General features: G+C 70.1%; 15 protein-coding genes and 1 pseudogene. 5 read left to right on the top strand and 11 right to left on the bottom strand.

The annotated features are described in order from the left end of the window. Positions 1 to 45 precede the first annotated feature (45 nt). The gene (locus AB0E85_RS13900; RefSeq protein ID WP_361925874.1) at positions 46 to 963 is read right to left on the bottom strand and encodes a ScbA/BarX family gamma-butyrolactone biosynthesis protein; all 918 of its coding nucleotides are present in this window, start codon (positions 961 to 963) and stop codon (positions 46 to 48) included. Between the two features lie 135 nt (positions 964 to 1,098). On the opposite strand from AB0E85_RS13900, the gene AB0E85_RS13895 reads away from it, so the two are divergent. Beyond that, positions 1,099 to 1,731, top strand: coding sequence for a ScbR family autoregulator-binding transcription factor (locus AB0E85_RS13895; protein WP_361925872.1), 633 nt, complete (start codon positions 1,099 to 1,101; stop codon positions 1,729 to 1,731). Next, complete coding sequence (locus tag AB0E85_RS13890; protein WP_361925870.1) at positions 1,728 to 2,708, top strand: NAD(P)-dependent oxidoreductase; 981 nt, start codon at positions 1,728 to 1,730, stop codon at positions 2,706 to 2,708. Before AB0E85_RS13895 ends, AB0E85_RS13890 begins: the two co-directional genes overlap by 4 nt. Before the next feature lie 133 nt (positions 2,709 to 2,841). Here the strand turns inward: AB0E85_RS13890 and AB0E85_RS13885 are convergent. The 4 genes and pseudogenes from AB0E85_RS13885 to AB0E85_RS13870 form a co-directional block, all read right to left on the bottom strand. Then, positions 2,842 to 2,913: pseudogene (locus AB0E85_RS13885) on the bottom strand (type II toxin-antitoxin system VapB family antitoxin); the annotation flags it as partial. A 311-nt stretch (positions 2,914 to 3,224) separates the two neighbouring features. Further along, positions 3,225 to 3,668, bottom strand: coding sequence for a PIN domain-containing protein (locus AB0E85_RS13880; protein WP_361925867.1), 444 nt, complete (start codon positions 3,666 to 3,668; stop codon positions 3,225 to 3,227). Further along, positions 3,665 to 3,925, bottom strand: a complete 261-nt coding sequence (locus AB0E85_RS13875; protein ID WP_361925865.1) for a CopG family transcriptional regulator — start codon at positions 3,923 to 3,925, stop codon at positions 3,665 to 3,667. The genes AB0E85_RS13880 and AB0E85_RS13875 overlap by 4 nt, the downstream gene beginning before the upstream one ends. 354 nt (positions 3,926 to 4,279) lie before the next feature. Then, positions 4,280 to 4,696 carry a VOC family protein gene (locus AB0E85_RS13870; RefSeq protein WP_361925863.1) on the bottom strand — a complete coding sequence of 139 codons (417 nt, stop codon included), beginning with the start codon at positions 4,694 to 4,696 and terminating at the stop codon, positions 4,280 to 4,282. Between the two features lie 77 nt (positions 4,697 to 4,773). Between AB0E85_RS13870 and AB0E85_RS13865 the strand changes: the two genes are divergently transcribed. After that, the gene (locus AB0E85_RS13865; RefSeq protein WP_361925861.1) at positions 4,774 to 5,367 is read left to right on the top strand and encodes a TetR family transcriptional regulator; all 594 of its coding nucleotides are present in this window, start codon (positions 4,774 to 4,776) and stop codon (positions 5,365 to 5,367) included. Between the two features lie 217 nt (positions 5,368 to 5,584). On the opposite strand, the gene AB0E85_RS13860 is transcribed toward AB0E85_RS13865, so the two are convergent. From AB0E85_RS13860 to AB0E85_RS13835, 6 genes are all read right to left on the bottom strand, one after another. Then, on the bottom strand, positions 5,585 to 6,415 hold the full coding sequence (locus AB0E85_RS13860; protein WP_361925915.1) for a hypothetical protein: 831 nt from the start codon (positions 6,413 to 6,415) through the stop codon (positions 5,585 to 5,587). An 88-nt stretch (positions 6,416 to 6,503) separates the two neighbouring features. Then, positions 6,504 to 8,015 (bottom strand): SulP family inorganic anion transporter, encoded by a 1,512-nt coding sequence (locus AB0E85_RS13855; RefSeq protein WP_361925859.1) that lies wholly within the window; start codon positions 8,013 to 8,015, stop codon positions 6,504 to 6,506. Then, positions 8,015 to 8,341 (bottom strand): carbonic anhydrase, encoded by a 327-nt coding sequence (locus AB0E85_RS13850; protein WP_361925857.1) that lies wholly within the window; start codon positions 8,339 to 8,341, stop codon positions 8,015 to 8,017. The genes AB0E85_RS13855 and AB0E85_RS13850 overlap by 1 nt, the downstream gene beginning before the upstream one ends. 518 nt (positions 8,342 to 8,859) lie before the next feature. Beyond that, positions 8,860 to 9,564 carry a hypothetical protein gene (locus AB0E85_RS13845; RefSeq protein WP_361925855.1) on the bottom strand — a complete coding sequence of 235 codons (705 nt, stop codon included), beginning with the start codon at positions 9,562 to 9,564 and terminating at the stop codon, positions 8,860 to 8,862. A 191-nt stretch (positions 9,565 to 9,755) separates the two neighbouring features. Further along, complete coding sequence (locus AB0E85_RS13840; RefSeq protein WP_361925853.1) at positions 9,756 to 10,292, bottom strand: MarR family transcriptional regulator; 537 nt, start codon at positions 10,290 to 10,292, stop codon at positions 9,756 to 9,758. Positions 10,293 to 10,326: 34 nt separating this feature from the next. Next, positions 10,327 to 11,427, bottom strand: coding sequence for a PP2C family protein-serine/threonine phosphatase (locus AB0E85_RS13835; RefSeq protein ID WP_361925851.1), 1,101 nt, complete (start codon positions 11,425 to 11,427; stop codon positions 10,327 to 10,329). Positions 11,428 to 11,598: 171 nt separating this feature from the next. Here AB0E85_RS13835 and AB0E85_RS13830 point away from each other — a divergent pair, with 171 nt between their 5' ends. Together AB0E85_RS13830 and AB0E85_RS13825 are read left to right on the top strand one after the other, a co-directional pair. Further along, positions 11,599 to 12,120 (top strand): nitroreductase family deazaflavin-dependent oxidoreductase, encoded by a 522-nt coding sequence (locus AB0E85_RS13830; RefSeq protein WP_361925849.1) that lies wholly within the window; start codon positions 11,599 to 11,601, stop codon positions 12,118 to 12,120. Positions 12,121 to 12,295: 175 nt separating this feature from the next. Then, positions 12,296 to 12,808, top strand: coding sequence for a hypothetical protein (locus AB0E85_RS13825; protein ID WP_361925847.1), 513 nt, complete (start codon positions 12,296 to 12,298; stop codon positions 12,806 to 12,808). Positions 12,809 to 12,834 lie beyond the last annotated feature (26 nt).

The raw sequence follows: 12,834 nt of genomic DNA, 5'->3' as shown, positions 1-12,834 counted from the left end.
GCCCGGCAGGGCGGTGCTCTGCCGGGCCCGCTCCGGGTCCGCCGCTCAGTCGACGGTCGCGAGGGTGACCACGGACGCGAAGACGTCCTTGTCGTTCTGGTGCCCGACGACACGCACCCGGGCCCGCCCGATGAGGTCGTCGGGGAGCGGGTCCGCCTGGAGCCAGCAGGGTGCGTCGAGTTCCGCGTAGCGGCTGAAGACCGTGTCCATGGCAGCGACCACCGTCTGCTTGGGGTGGGCCAGGGTGTGGGCGGCCTGGCGGGCCGCCTCCAGCAGCAGCATGCCGGGGGCGTGGTCGACGGCGTGGTCGAAGAGCACGGGATGGGCCGTGTCGACGCGCAGCTGCCAGCGGTTGGCGCTGTCGGCGCTGGACAGGACCACGTCGTCGAAGTTCTCGCGGCCGACGGGCACGGCGGGCGCGGGCGAAGGCAGCGGCAGGACACGGGCGTTGGCCGCGCCGATGTCCGCGTACCGGCCGCGCAGCCGCTCGTAGACAGCCCGGCTCTGAATGCCGAAGCGGGTGCGGGCGCTGCCCAGCGAGGCGCCGGCGTGCAGCGCCTCGACGCGCAGGGTCATGGCCGCCGCGCGTCTTCCGCGGTAGGTGACGTCGGAGCAGGTGACGCGCAGTTCGATCTCGCCGGAGGCGTCACCGGCGGCCAGGGCGTCGGTGGAGACGGCCCAGTGGAAGTCGTGCCACATCAGCTGGTGGCCGAGCGGTACGTCGTAGGCGGCGTGCGAGATCAGCGGCAACGTCTGACGGATCGTTTCGCCGAGCAGCAGCGGGTCGTACAGCCCATGTCGCGTGAGGTAGAAGCTGTGGGCCTCGGGCCAGCGGGCGGTGACGGTGAAGGAGTCCGCTCCCGTACGCCACCAGCGGTCGCAGAGCACTTCATCCGGGTTGGTCTTGTGTGTCCATGCCTGCGGGACTACCGACGAAACACCCTGATCGACGTTCAAGGCCATGACTGACTCTCCCCCTGTGTTGTCACGACGAGATGTCGTGCCGCCCGGTGATGGTGGCCGGGGCGCGACCCGAATAAGATAGAGGTTGTTCTTTTTGTTTGTCGAGAGATCATGGGTGACGAGGGAGACCGGCCAGTGGCACGACCAATGCAGGAACGAGCCCAGCGGACGCGGGAGTTGCTGCTGCGCGCCGCTGCCGAGGTGTTCGACGAACTGGGCTACGCGGGCACCAGCATCAGCAAGATCCTCCAGCGCGCGGGGGTCACAGCGGGAGCGATGTACTTCCACTTCGGCTCCAAGGAGGAACTGGCCCGCGCGGTGATCCGGGAGCAGGCCGCCGACGTACGGTTCCCCGACGAGGGGGACGGTCTGCAGCGCCTGGTGAACATGACCCAGCACCTGGCCGCCGCGATGCAGCGCAACACCCTGCTGCGCGCTGGAGTGCGACTCGCCGTGGAACAGGGTGAGGCCGGATTCCGGGACTACGCCATCTACGAGTGGTGGGCCGAGCAGTTCAGCCGGCACCTGCAGAGCGCCCGGGAGCTGGGCGAACTGCTGCCCGGGGTCGACGAGGCGGAATTCGCCCAGCAGTTGGTGGCCGGCTACACGGGCACCCAGATCATGTCGCAGATCTCCTCGGACCGCGCCGACCTCCCGCAGCGGATCGCCACCCTGTGGCGCTACCTGCTTCCCGCCATCGCCCCGGCCGAGGTGATCGGACGGCTCGACCTCTCGCCCCGACGGCTGACGACGGAGACGGTCGCGTGACCACGACGGCCGCCGGCGGCGTGCGGCGCCCCGTGCGGGTGGTACTGACCGGCGCAACCGGCTTCGTCGGCTCCGCCGTACTGCGCAGGCTGCTGGACCGCAACGGACCGGCCGCGGGAGTCGTCGTCCGCGCCCTGGCCCGTACCGTGCCACGAGAGGCGGTGGAACGACCCGACGTCCACTGGCAGACAGCGGACATCACCACCCCCGCCTCCCTGGACGGCGTCGCCCGGGACGCGGACGTCCTGATCCACCTCGCGTCGCGCGTCACCGGCGACGCGGCGGCGTGCACGGCGGTCAACACGCGGGGCACCCAGGCCCTGATGGACGAGGCACGCCGCCGGGGCGTACGACGGGTCGTCCATCTGTCGACCACCGCGGTCTACGGCCCCGGGCCGCACCGGGGCATCCATGTCGACGAGACAACCCCGGCGCCGGTCTCCCCCGCCAGCCGCAGCAGGCTCGCTGCCGAGGAGTTCGCGCTGGCCGCCGGGGCCGTCGTACTGAGACCGGGGCTCGTACTGGGGACGGGTGACCGTTGGGTGGTACCTGCCCTGGCCGAGCTCCTCGACCGCGTCCCGGCGCGCTGGGACGGTGGCCGCGGGCTGATTTCCCTGGTCGACGTGGACGATCTGGCGCGGCTGATCGTCGCCCTGGCGTGCGGCCCGGTGGAGGTGCCGCCGGGGATATACCACGCGAGCCATCCCGTTCCGGTGTCGAACCGGGACATGATGACGCGGCTGGCCGACCTCGGCGTACTGCCCACCGTTGTGGAGGACTTGCCGTGGCGGGAGTGTCTGCGCCGGTTGGGGGAGACGTCCGGTCAGGTCTCGGCGCGTCAGTTCGCGCTCCTCGCACAGGATCACTGGTACCGGAGCGAGCACATCTGGCGGGCCGCCGACTGCCCGGAGGGCGCAGGGCCGCTGACCCGCCTGGCGGCTTCGGCAGTCTGGTACCGGGCCCATCTGAGCTCCTGACCCGCGGGACCGCCCGCCCACCGAGCCGGCCCGCAATCCGGGCCCGCGGGATCGCCCCGTCCCATCGCACCACCGGCCAGGGGGCGGTATCTGGCCGGACCAGGCCGGACAGGCCGAGCAAGTAGACCGCCTCCTTCTTGGTCCTGACCTTGGCCATAGCCATGGCGCGTTCGAGGGCGTCGTCGTCGATGTCGATCTGCGTCACAGACAGGTGGCAGCAGTGTCGATCTCGGCGTGTGCAGTCGCGACGGACACTCCGGATCGGCCCGGGAGAGGGTGCCGACCCGTCAGCGCGAAGCGTCGCGCGCCTGCGCGACTCGGCCCCGGTGGCGGCCGTGCCCGGAGCGTGCCCGTAAGGGGCCCTTTCACTATGCCCGTCCGGTCATCGACCTGGGGTTTGTTTGTTGCCAAGACCATTCGGGTCACTCCCGGGCCGGGAGCGACCCGCTCACTTGCACCCAGTAGATCGATCAAGTCGCTTGCGGCTCCGGACACTTGACCGCAAAGGACCTCATGTCAAAGCGGGAGGTCGTCGGGCAGGACCCGGAACGCCTTGTGGCGGCCCAAGGGCCGCACGGCACGGAAGTCCCGTCGGTCGAGGGTGAGAATCGCGTCGGTGTCGTAGTCGGCCGCGAGCGCCACGTTCACCGCGTCGGCGAGGTCCAGGTCCAGCGCGCCGTAGCGGACTCGGACGGACTGGGCGGCGCCCAAGTGGCCCTCCGTGATCTCGGGCAGGACGACCCGGCCCCGGCTCATCCAGCGCCGCAGGTCGTCGACGGCGCCGACGGCTGCCTCGCGTCCCAGCTCGCGCGTGGCCACGTGATCGAGTTCCGCCAGCAGGAGCGGGGACATGACCAGGAGACCGGCCGCCATGATCGCCTCATTCGCCGCCCCGTGCTCCGGATGCGTCGAGTCGAGAGCGGCCAGGAGACCGGACGTATCCGCGATGACGACGATCACGCGGCGGTTCCGGAGTCCGTCTCGCGCCGCACCGCATCAGCGACCGCGTCACGGACCTCGGCCTTGGACGGTGTACGACCCGCCCCCTCGAACGTACGCGAGAACAGCGGCTCGTCCCAGACCCGGTTCGCCATGGCCGCGATATGGATCCCCTGACGGATGATCTCGGCCTCGCTTATGCCCCGCCGCTTGGCCGCCTCCTTGATGATCGCCAGGTCTTCAGGGTCGGCATAGACGTTCGTACGCTTCATGGACATGTACCAAGCATAGCCCATGTACCAAAATGATGTATGCCTCTGCCGGGCGTCTTCGGTGGCGCAGGACCAGGGCAGCGGCGCCGTGACCGAGCGGCTGTTGGACAAGGCCGGACCGCTGGACCACTTCGAGGCCCTGTCGGACGTACGCGGCCCGCGCTGCCGGAATCCGGGGGCGGCCGCCTACCACTACGCCGTCGAGCGGGTCGGCGTACGACCCGACCAAGCACTGAGCGGCCCATCTCTCGGGGCGGTGAACGGGAGCGACAGCGCCGGCTCCCCTTCACCGGCACAGCCCTCAAGTCCCCGGTGGCCACGGCGTGCCGACAGGTCGTTGACGAACACGCCCTTCGGAAGTCAGCCGGTGACGTACTGCTCGCGGTATTCCGCGGTGGGGGCGATGGGCGTGATCACGTCGATCAGGACACCGTTGGGATCGGCCACGATGAAGTGCCTTTGCCCGAAGTCCTCGCTGCGCAGTTCAAGGACGGGGTGCAGCCCTTCGCTGGTGACGAGCCGTTCCCATTCCGCGTCCACGTCCTCCACCTCGAAGTTGAGCAGCAGGCCCTGTGCGGGGACCCGGTAACCCGTGGGAACCGTCGGGTGACTGTGGTCGAGGAGGGCGAGTTCGTACCCGGGATCTCCCGGCTGGCGCAGGCTGACGTACCAGTCGGCCTCGAACGTCGTCTCGAACCCCAGCAGCCGGGTGTAGAAGTCGTGGGACTCTCGCAGCCTCGCTGTGCCGATCACGGGATAGAAGCCGGTCAGCTTCATACCTGAACCCCTTTCACATACCATCAGTATGCGAATGACGCTATTCGCATACCTTCGGTATGTCAATGAGGAGTGCGATGCGACAGCACGGCATCCGGGCACAGCAGCGGGAGCAGACCAGGCAGGCTCTGCTGCGGGAGAGCAGGCGCCTGTTCTCAGGCAGCGGCTACGGCGCGGTGGGCCTGGCGGAAATCGTCCAGGCAGCCGGAGTGACCAAGGGTGCGCTCTATCACCACTTCACCGGCAAGGCGGACCTCTTCCGCGCCGTCCTGGAAGAGATGCAGCAGGAAGTGGGCCGACGCGTGGCCGCGGCCGCCGACGCCCACGACGATCCCTGGACCCAGCTGACCGCCGGCTGCCAGGAGTTCCTCACCGCGACCACCGATCCGGACATCCAACGCGTCATGCTGGTCGACGGGCCTGCCGTACTGGGATGGAGCCAATGGCGGGCGATGGACGAAGCCGCCTCGGCCCGCCACCTCGCCGACGCGTTGTCCTCCCTCATCGACGCAAGGATCATCGCCCCGCAGCCAGTCGCACCACTGGTCCACCTGCTGTCAGGGGCGATGAACGAGGCCGCCCTGTGGCTCGCATCCTCCTCCGACCCCGAAGACCTGGACCACACCAGAGCCGCGCTGACGCAACTGCTGCGGGCCCTGCGAGCCGGTTGACGTCATGACCACGCAACAGGGCGCAATCGCTCCGCTGTCGCCCCACGCACACCGCACGCCCAGTGCTCAAGTCCACCCCGAAAGACTTCCGGAGCCGACCACTCAGCGTGAACCCCTCACGCATCCGATGTGTGCACGCGCGACGCGCCTGCTGGAGCAGACAGCAGAGCAGGCCGATGGGGCATCGACATCGTGCACTTTGGTCCTCGGTGCTGGTTCAGGTGCCGGTCGCTCGGGCCGAGCGGAGGTGCGTGCGCAGAGCGGGCAGCCGGGCGCAGTCCTCGGATCGGGCCAACCCCTCACCCACGGCCAGAAGGGAAAGGAGCTGCACCGGGCGGCCTGTTGTGGCCGCGGCCTCGAGTTTGTGGTGGCCGTCGAGCAGGAAGTGCGTCAGACCCCAGTGTCGGTAGTGGTCTTCCGGCAGGCCGGAGCCGGGTTCGCATACGTCCAGCGTGGAGACCGCCACAGCCGTCGGGACCGACCCTCGGCCCATGAGTTCGATGTACTCCTCGACGCGCTCCCTCGTGTTCCACGTCGGGGGGACCATGGGCACGACGAACTCATAGAGGTGAGCTGACGCGTCGACTGCGGTCTCGAAGGTCCGGAAGTACGGCGTGTGCGGGTACTCCGGGAGGCCCCAGAACTGGTCGATCCCCCACGTGGCCACCTGCTCCCCGCTGAAGTAGTCGCCTTCCTGGCCGGGGACGACCAGACGGGGCTCCACGCGGAGCAGCACGGGAAGGTACTCGCCCTCCGGCAACAACGCACCGAAGGCATCGATCACGCCGTCGTCGTCCGGATCAGTCAGTGCTCCGGTGAGACACTCCCGCACGCTCTCCAGCGACAATGTCTGCCGGGCACTCTCCAGCCGGCGGAACAGGAACGGGCAGGTGCCGCACCAGGAGCTGAGTTCGAAAGCGGGCTCCCCGTCGACCACGAGCAACCTGCGCCCCGGCCCTCCCCCGGTTTCCCGCTGCTCCGTCTCGAAGCGCAACCGCGACTCAGGGCCCGGGACACCGAGCCTGCGGAGCCTGCCCGATTTGATCATCACGGACCAACCGTATGGGACGTGTCTCCCTCCGCGCATGCAGGCGGGCAGCCGGGCGGTACGCCGGTGGTGTGCGCCGCCCGGCTGCTCAGCGGTGTCTCGTGTCCGCCGGGGCGCTTTCCGCGGATGTGGCCTTCACCGGCTCGGTGACCTTCACGGGTTCCGTGCCGACCGCGCTGTGCCGCTCCGCCCAGGACTCCAGGGCCGTACGGCACGCGTGGTCGAGGTGGTGCAGGCCCGACAGGTCCAGCTCGACCGGGCGGTTCTGCGGCAGGTTCTCCAGGCTGTCGAGGATCTTCGGCAGCCGCAGGAACGTGGCGTTGCCCGACACGTAGACCTGGATCGGTCCGGCGCCCTTGTCTATGACCTCCAGCTTGACGTGCGACGCCTCCCAGGCCGTCTTGACGATCGCCAGGGCCAGACCGATGAGCACGCCCTCGAACATGTTCACCGCGACGATCGACACGGCCGTGATCACGAGGATCAGTGCCTCGCCCTTGTGGTCCCGCCACAGCGCCGCGATCTGCCGGAACGGGATCAGCTTCCAGCCGGCGTGCATGAGGATGCCGGCCAGGGCGGGGATCGGGATCAGGGCCAGGGCCCAGGGCATCGCGGCGGCGAACAGCAGCAGCCACACGCCGTGCAGCACGCGGGACGCCTTGGTCCTCGCACCGGCGGCGACATTGGCGGAGCTGCGCACGATGACGGCGGTCATCGGCAGCGCGCCGAGCAGACCGGACACGGTGTTGCCCGCGCCCTGGGCGATCATCTCCTTGTTGTACTCGGTGCGCGGACCGTCGTGCAGCCGGTCCACGGCCGCCGCGCTGAACAAACTCTCCGCGGAGGCGATCAGCGCGAACGCGATGATGGTGCCCCAGATCGCCGGGGCGGCCAGCTCGCCGAGGGCATCGGCCCCGGGCGGCTGGACGACGCCGAGCAGACCTTCGACCCGGACCGTGGCGACCGGGAGGTCGAGGGCGAGGGTGGCGACCGTGGCCAGCAAGACTGCCGCGAGGGCGCCGGGCACGGTCCGCACCGCCTTGGGCATCCTCTTCCACAGCACGATGACGGCGATGGTGGCCGCGCCGATCGCGAGGGAGGTCAGGGCCTCGGCGTCGCTGAACGCGTCGGCGAACGCCCCAGGCAGGCCCACGGCCTTTCCGACACCGCTCTCCGGCGCCTTCAGGCCCGCCGCCGCGTAGATCTGACCGGCGATGATCACCAGGCCGATACCGCAGAGCATGCCCTCGACGACGGAGACCGAGATCGCCCGGAACCAACGGCCGATCTTCAAGAAGCCCATGGCGAGCTGGAGCAGGCCGGCGAACAGCACGATCACGCCGAGCGTGCCCACGCCGAATGCGCTGACGGCCTCGAAGACGATCACGGTCAGACCGGCGGCGGGTCCGGAGACCTGGAGACTGCTGCCGGGCATGAACCCGGTGACGAGGCCGCCGACGATGCCGGTGATGAGGCCGAGTTCGGCGGGGACACCGGAGGCGACCGCCACGCCGACGCACAGCGGCACCGCGACCAGGAAGACGACGACGGACGCGAGGAAGTCCTGCCGCAGATAAGGGAACCGGGACAGCACGGTCATCAACTCCCTGTCACCAGATCGAGGGTGCCGGGCTCCCTGCGGGGGTCCCGCGCGTTTCCGCTCGGGACCGCGAAGTGCCGGCCGGTGGGGATGGCGGAGGCGTACGGCGGGACGGGGTTGCCCGCGGTCCGCAGTTCGAAGAGCTCGGCGGGCCCGGCGCCCGTGATCAGAGCGTGGACGACACGAGAGTCCGAGCAGGTGATGAAAGACCTGCGGAGGGCGGGCGCGGAGGCGGACGGCCCGCCGCCGTCGCCCCGGCCCTCGATGCGAGCGGATTCCTCGGGGTGCTGTCCGAATAAGCGGGCGTTGTCGATGAGGGGTTGCATGGTGTGCGGACCTCCTGGCGCGCCGTGGGGTGCGCGTCGGACTTACCGGGCAGGGGTGTGGGGTTGTCTCTGCTCAGCAGCGGGTCACCTGCGAGACGGCCGGTGAGCGGGCGGACGTCCGTCTCGGCGTCCGGCGATACGAAAGGCGGCGCGGGTCGGCTCGTAGGCGGGACGGCGACAAGAGTGAAAGCACAGTCCGTGACCTCACACCTCGGAACATGCGCCCCCCTCAAGGCAGCCCATTACCTTTTGCGTGCGCCAACGGCCGGTCAAGGATCAGTCAAGAAACACGTTAACTCGGCAAAGTCGTTTGCGGGGTCAACTGAGCCTTCGCAGGTCGAGAGAGCCTGAAAAGCGAACTGGAGTTGGCGCGAAGCTGTCATTTCCACAGGAAAGCGGGCCCCAGCAAGTCCTCCTACGCCGACACCCACCGGAAATACCGGCCATTGGTCATACGACTTCAGACCCTGCCGTTCAATCGGTCATATCCAGACGGGGGTGCGGCCCGGTGGTCGGCCTCAGAGCGACGGACGGGGCGCTCGGTCAGGAGCGGAGAGCCGGTAGGACCGCACGACGGCGACCGCACATGCGGACACGAGCCCGGCCAGCCAGCCGCCCAGTCCACTGAGGGCGTCCAGGGCGGACCCGCCTCCCTCAACACCGCGCGGCGGCACCCGTCCCTTCACGTCGTACACGACGGCGATCGCGTCACCAGGCCGGGTGGTCTGCTCGCAGCCGCGCCAGATACGGACCTTCATGGGAACGCCGTTCCGGTCGATCACCGAGCAGAGGTAGCGGCCACGGCCGGAGACATCCGCCGAGCCGCCATCGACCGCGGTCACCACCACGTTCTCCACACGCCCCCGCTCCGCCAGGACGAAACCCGCCGCGGCCTGGGGCGTCTGGAGAGCGAGGCAGACCGCGAGCACCGCGACGACACCGACCAGCGCACGTCCTGCCCGCACCCCGCACAGGTACGAAACGAGCAGGGCGGCGCACACCAGGCCGCCCTCGCCTGCGGCAAGCCCGGTGATCCCGTACCAGGCACCGGCGACCGTGCTCCCGACGATCGCACCCGCCGCCAGACCTCCCGCGAGGAAGCCCTTGGCGGTCAGCCGGATCGGCGGCAGCCCGACGAACTCGGCCGGCCCCCACACCATGCCGCGCAGACGCACCATCAGATGCGGTTCCGCCGCGAGGGCGGAGTGTCGTCCACGCCGCATGCGTGCCACCCCTCCCCGCCTCGCTTCCGACCGCGCCATCCTGATGGGCGCGGGAACGCCGCGCACCGCCCGGCCCCGGACAGACACGCATGGTCCGCATTGCCGGGATCCGGCAGTGATACCGGATCCCTTCACGATTCCCTTGCATTATGCAAAACAGACCGCAGGTGGAGAAGACCGGCCCGAGCCCGTCAGGCGTCGCCGGCCACGGGAACATCCATGGCCCACCCCAGCGGGTGCGATTCCGTCTCGTCCCGGGCCGGAGCGAGAGGCTCTCCCCCGGCCTCGTTGAAGGCCGCCAGCGCCTCGATGAGGGCCAGTCGCTGTGTCGGGGTGAGCCGCTCCACGATCTCGGCGATCGCGGCGCGGCGGCGGCCGGTGACGTCGGCGACCGTTCGGCGGCCCTCCTCCGTGAGCCGGAGCAGGGTCTCGCGGCGGTTGCCGGGGTTGGACTGCCGGTCGGCGAGACCGGCGGCGATCAGCCGGTCGACCATCCGCATGGCGGTGGACGGGGCGACCCGGAGCAGGTCGGCGAGCGTGACGAGCTTGGTGGCACCGCGGGTGGACAGCACCACGAGCATTCTGAACTGGGGCAGTGTCACCCGTTCCTCGACAGCGGCGAGGGAGCGCGCGGAGATCCCCACCAGCAGGCGGGACGCGGTCAGCACCGACCGGGTCACCACGTCCACGTCGTCCATCGCCCCCGCAGGGGTCTCACGCTCCGGCATGCGTCCTTTCTACCGTGCGGACGCACCTGCTCACTCAGGTGACGGAACCAGATTTTCCTTCCCCCTGACCGTCCCCATGACCGTGGTAGCGCAGCAGAAGCATCGCGGCGTCGTCGTGCGGCGGTCCGACGGAGTGCCGGCCGAGGTCCTCGCGCAAGGTCTCCAGGGCGCGGTGCGCGTCCGGGTCTTTCAGCAGGTGCGCGCGCTCGCCCACGGGATAGAAGCGGCCGTCCTCGTCGCGGGCCTCGGTGACGCCGTCGGTGTACAGCAGAAGCTGCTCCCCCGGGGAGAAGCCCACCCGGTAGGGTTTCGGGCCCTCGCTTCCGTGCGTCCCGAGGCCCAACGGCAGGGCGAACGAGTCCGGTTGCGGGAAGTCGACCGTGCCGTCCCCGCGCACGATCATCGGGGCCGGATGACCGTAGTTGAGGAAGACCGCCTCGTGTGCCGTGCCGATCTCGGCGAGGATCGCGGTGACGAACTTCTCCCCCTCCAGCTCCCGGGCGACGCTGCGCTCCAAGCGCTCGCCGAGCCCCGACAGGTCGGCCTCGTCGTACGCCGCCTCCCGGAAGGCACCCAGCACCACGGCCGCCGTTTCCACCGCGGCCAGACCCTTGCCCTGGACGTCTCCCACGATGACCCGCACACCGTGCGGGGAGGCCACCACCTCGTACAGGTCCCCGCCGATCCGGGCTTCGGCGACCGCCGACGTGTAGGACACCGCTGCCTGTAGCGGACCCGCGGTCAACGGCACCGGCCGCAGCAGTACCCGCTGGGCGACCTCCGCGATCGACCGCACACTGGCCAGCTCCGCCTCCCGGCGCGAACGCATCACCGCGGCCGCGACACCCACACCGGTGACACCGGCCACCGAGGCCAGCGCGGTGTAGCCCCGGCGCCCGTCGAACAGCCCGTCGTACAGCCCCAGCGCCACACACAACACCAGGGCCGCGAGCCCGAACCAGACCGTACGGCGCCACCCCCCGACCAGCCCGGCGAAGGCTGGCCCCAGCGAGACCAGCGGCAGGAATCCGACACCGGGCCCTGCCACGATGTCCGTCACCGCGACCACCGCCATCACCAGGACCGGCATGCAGGACAGCAGCGTCCAGCTCGACGGCGGCTTCCGGTCGGTCATGCGGCACTCCTGCGATGTCGCGGCTGTCGAGAGCCGCCGGTCTTCCCCGCAGGCGCCCCTCCCCCACCTTTAGACTATGCAAAGGTGGCTTCCGCGACACGACTCCTGCCGGGGGTCCTTTACTCAATCGATTCCGAAAGACGACATTCCCGACCCGCGGAAGGTCCCAGCATGGCCGCCAGAGACACCACGTCCCGCCGCCCACGGCCTCCCAGCGGGTGGCGACGCCTGGCCCTGCGCCTGCCGGTCCTGCTCTACCGCGCGGGGCTCGGCCCTCTCTTCGGAAAGCGGCTCCTGCTGTTGCACCACACCGGCCGGGTCTCCGGCCTCGACCGCTTGACGGTCCTCGAGGTCGTGTCCTTCGACCCGGCGGAGCCGAGTTGGACGGTCGCCTCCGGCTTCGGTCCGCGGGCCGACTGGTATCTGAACCTGCGCGTGCAGCCCAAGGCCCTGATCCGGTTCGGAAACCGCCCGCACGCGGTCACCGCTCACTTCCTGCCGGCCGAGGACGGCGCCGAGATCATGGCCGACTACGCGTGCAGGCATCCGCGCTCCGCCCGCCGACTGTGCGCGTTCATGGGGATCCCTCTTGACGGCGGCGAGGCATCGTTCCGCGAGGCAGGGCAGGCCATTCCCTTCGTGCGACTCGAAGCCTTCGGCGGGTACGGCCGGGCCGCGCGCAGGCACTCGTGATGCCGAAACGTCACTCAAGAGCACTGGCGATCATATTTTGCACTGTGCAAGCATCGGGACCAAGGGTCGGCCGACGGCCGATCGGCACAGGACAACCTTCCGGCCGTGGGCCGGCCCCCTGCTGGATGCGGCGGCCGCCACCGGCCGCACGGGCCGCACAGGAGGAAACGGGGACGTGGCGCCGGAACGGGACAGGCAAGGGACGCCGGACGGCTCGGATGCCACGCCGTCCCGTGCCGGTGATGTCTGGCTGAAGTTCCTGGCGGACAACGAGCGCGCCATCCGCGAGTCCGCCCCCAAGGAGCCCTCCGCGCAGGAACGGGCATCGGCCCGTCCACCTCGCCGGCTCGCCGCCGGCCGACAGAACCCGCCCGACCGGCGTCCCGATCACCCCCTGGCGGACGCGGACGCCGTGGGTGACCTGTGGCAGCCCGAAGGTCCAGGGCCGGCTTGGCGAGAGCTCGACGGGCCCGCCAGACTCCGCCGTGCCGGCCGCGTGATCGCGACGGTCGCGGCCATCGGCCTGGCCCTCGGGGCCTGGTCGCTGCTGTCCACCATGGCGGGCGCACCGAGCGACGGGCCGGGTGGCGGCACGGTCCAGGAAGTGGGGGAGGCGCCCGGTGCCGTCCCCACGACCAGCCCCGGATCCCCCGCCGTCGAACCGACACCGACCGCCCCCCTGGGGTGAAGGAGCCTCGCCGCCAACCCGGCCGA

Origin of the sequence: Streptomyces sp. NPDC029044 (assembly GCF_040637495.1) — a bacterium.
Classification (GTDB): domain Bacteria; phylum Actinomycetota; class Actinomycetes; order Streptomycetales; family Streptomycetaceae; genus Streptomyces.
This window is presented reverse-complemented; position numbering and strand designations above follow the sequence as displayed.

Coding starts and splice junctions, on each gene's coding strand:
- AB0E85_RS13900 (WP_361925874.1), bottom strand. CDS start 963: ATGGCCTTGAACGTCGATCAGGGTGTTTCGTCGGTAGTCCCGCAGGCA.
- AB0E85_RS13875 (WP_361925865.1), bottom strand. CDS start 3,925: ATGTCCATGAAGCGTACGAACGTCTATGCCGACCCTGAAGACCTGGCG.
- AB0E85_RS13870 (WP_361925863.1), bottom strand. CDS start 4,696: ATGAAGCTGACCGGCTTCTATCCCGTGATCGGCACAGCGAGGCTGCGA.
- AB0E85_RS13865 (WP_361925861.1), top strand. CDS start 4,774: ATGCGACAGCACGGCATCCGGGCACAGCAGCGGGAGCAGACCAGGCAG.
- AB0E85_RS13860 (WP_361925915.1), bottom strand. CDS start 6,415: ATGATCAAATCGGGCAGGCTCCGCAGGCTCGGTGTCCCGGGCCCTGAG.
- AB0E85_RS13855 (WP_361925859.1), bottom strand. CDS start 8,015: ATGACCGTGCTGTCCCGGTTCCCTTATCTGCGGCAGGACTTCCTCGCG.
- AB0E85_RS13850 (WP_361925857.1), bottom strand. CDS start 8,341: ATGCAACCCCTCATCGACAACGCCCGCTTATTCGGACAGCACCCCGAG.
- AB0E85_RS13845 (WP_361925855.1), bottom strand. CDS start 9,564: ATGCGGCGTGGACGACACTCCGCCCTCGCGGCGGAACCGCATCTGATG.
- AB0E85_RS13840 (WP_361925853.1), bottom strand. CDS start 10,292: ATGCCGGAGCGTGAGACCCCTGCGGGGGCGATGGACGACGTGGACGTG.
- AB0E85_RS13835 (WP_361925851.1), bottom strand. CDS start 11,427: ATGACCGACCGGAAGCCGCCGTCGAGCTGGACGCTGCTGTCCTGCATG.
- AB0E85_RS13830 (WP_361925849.1), top strand. CDS start 11,599: ATGGCCGCCAGAGACACCACGTCCCGCCGCCCACGGCCTCCCAGCGGG.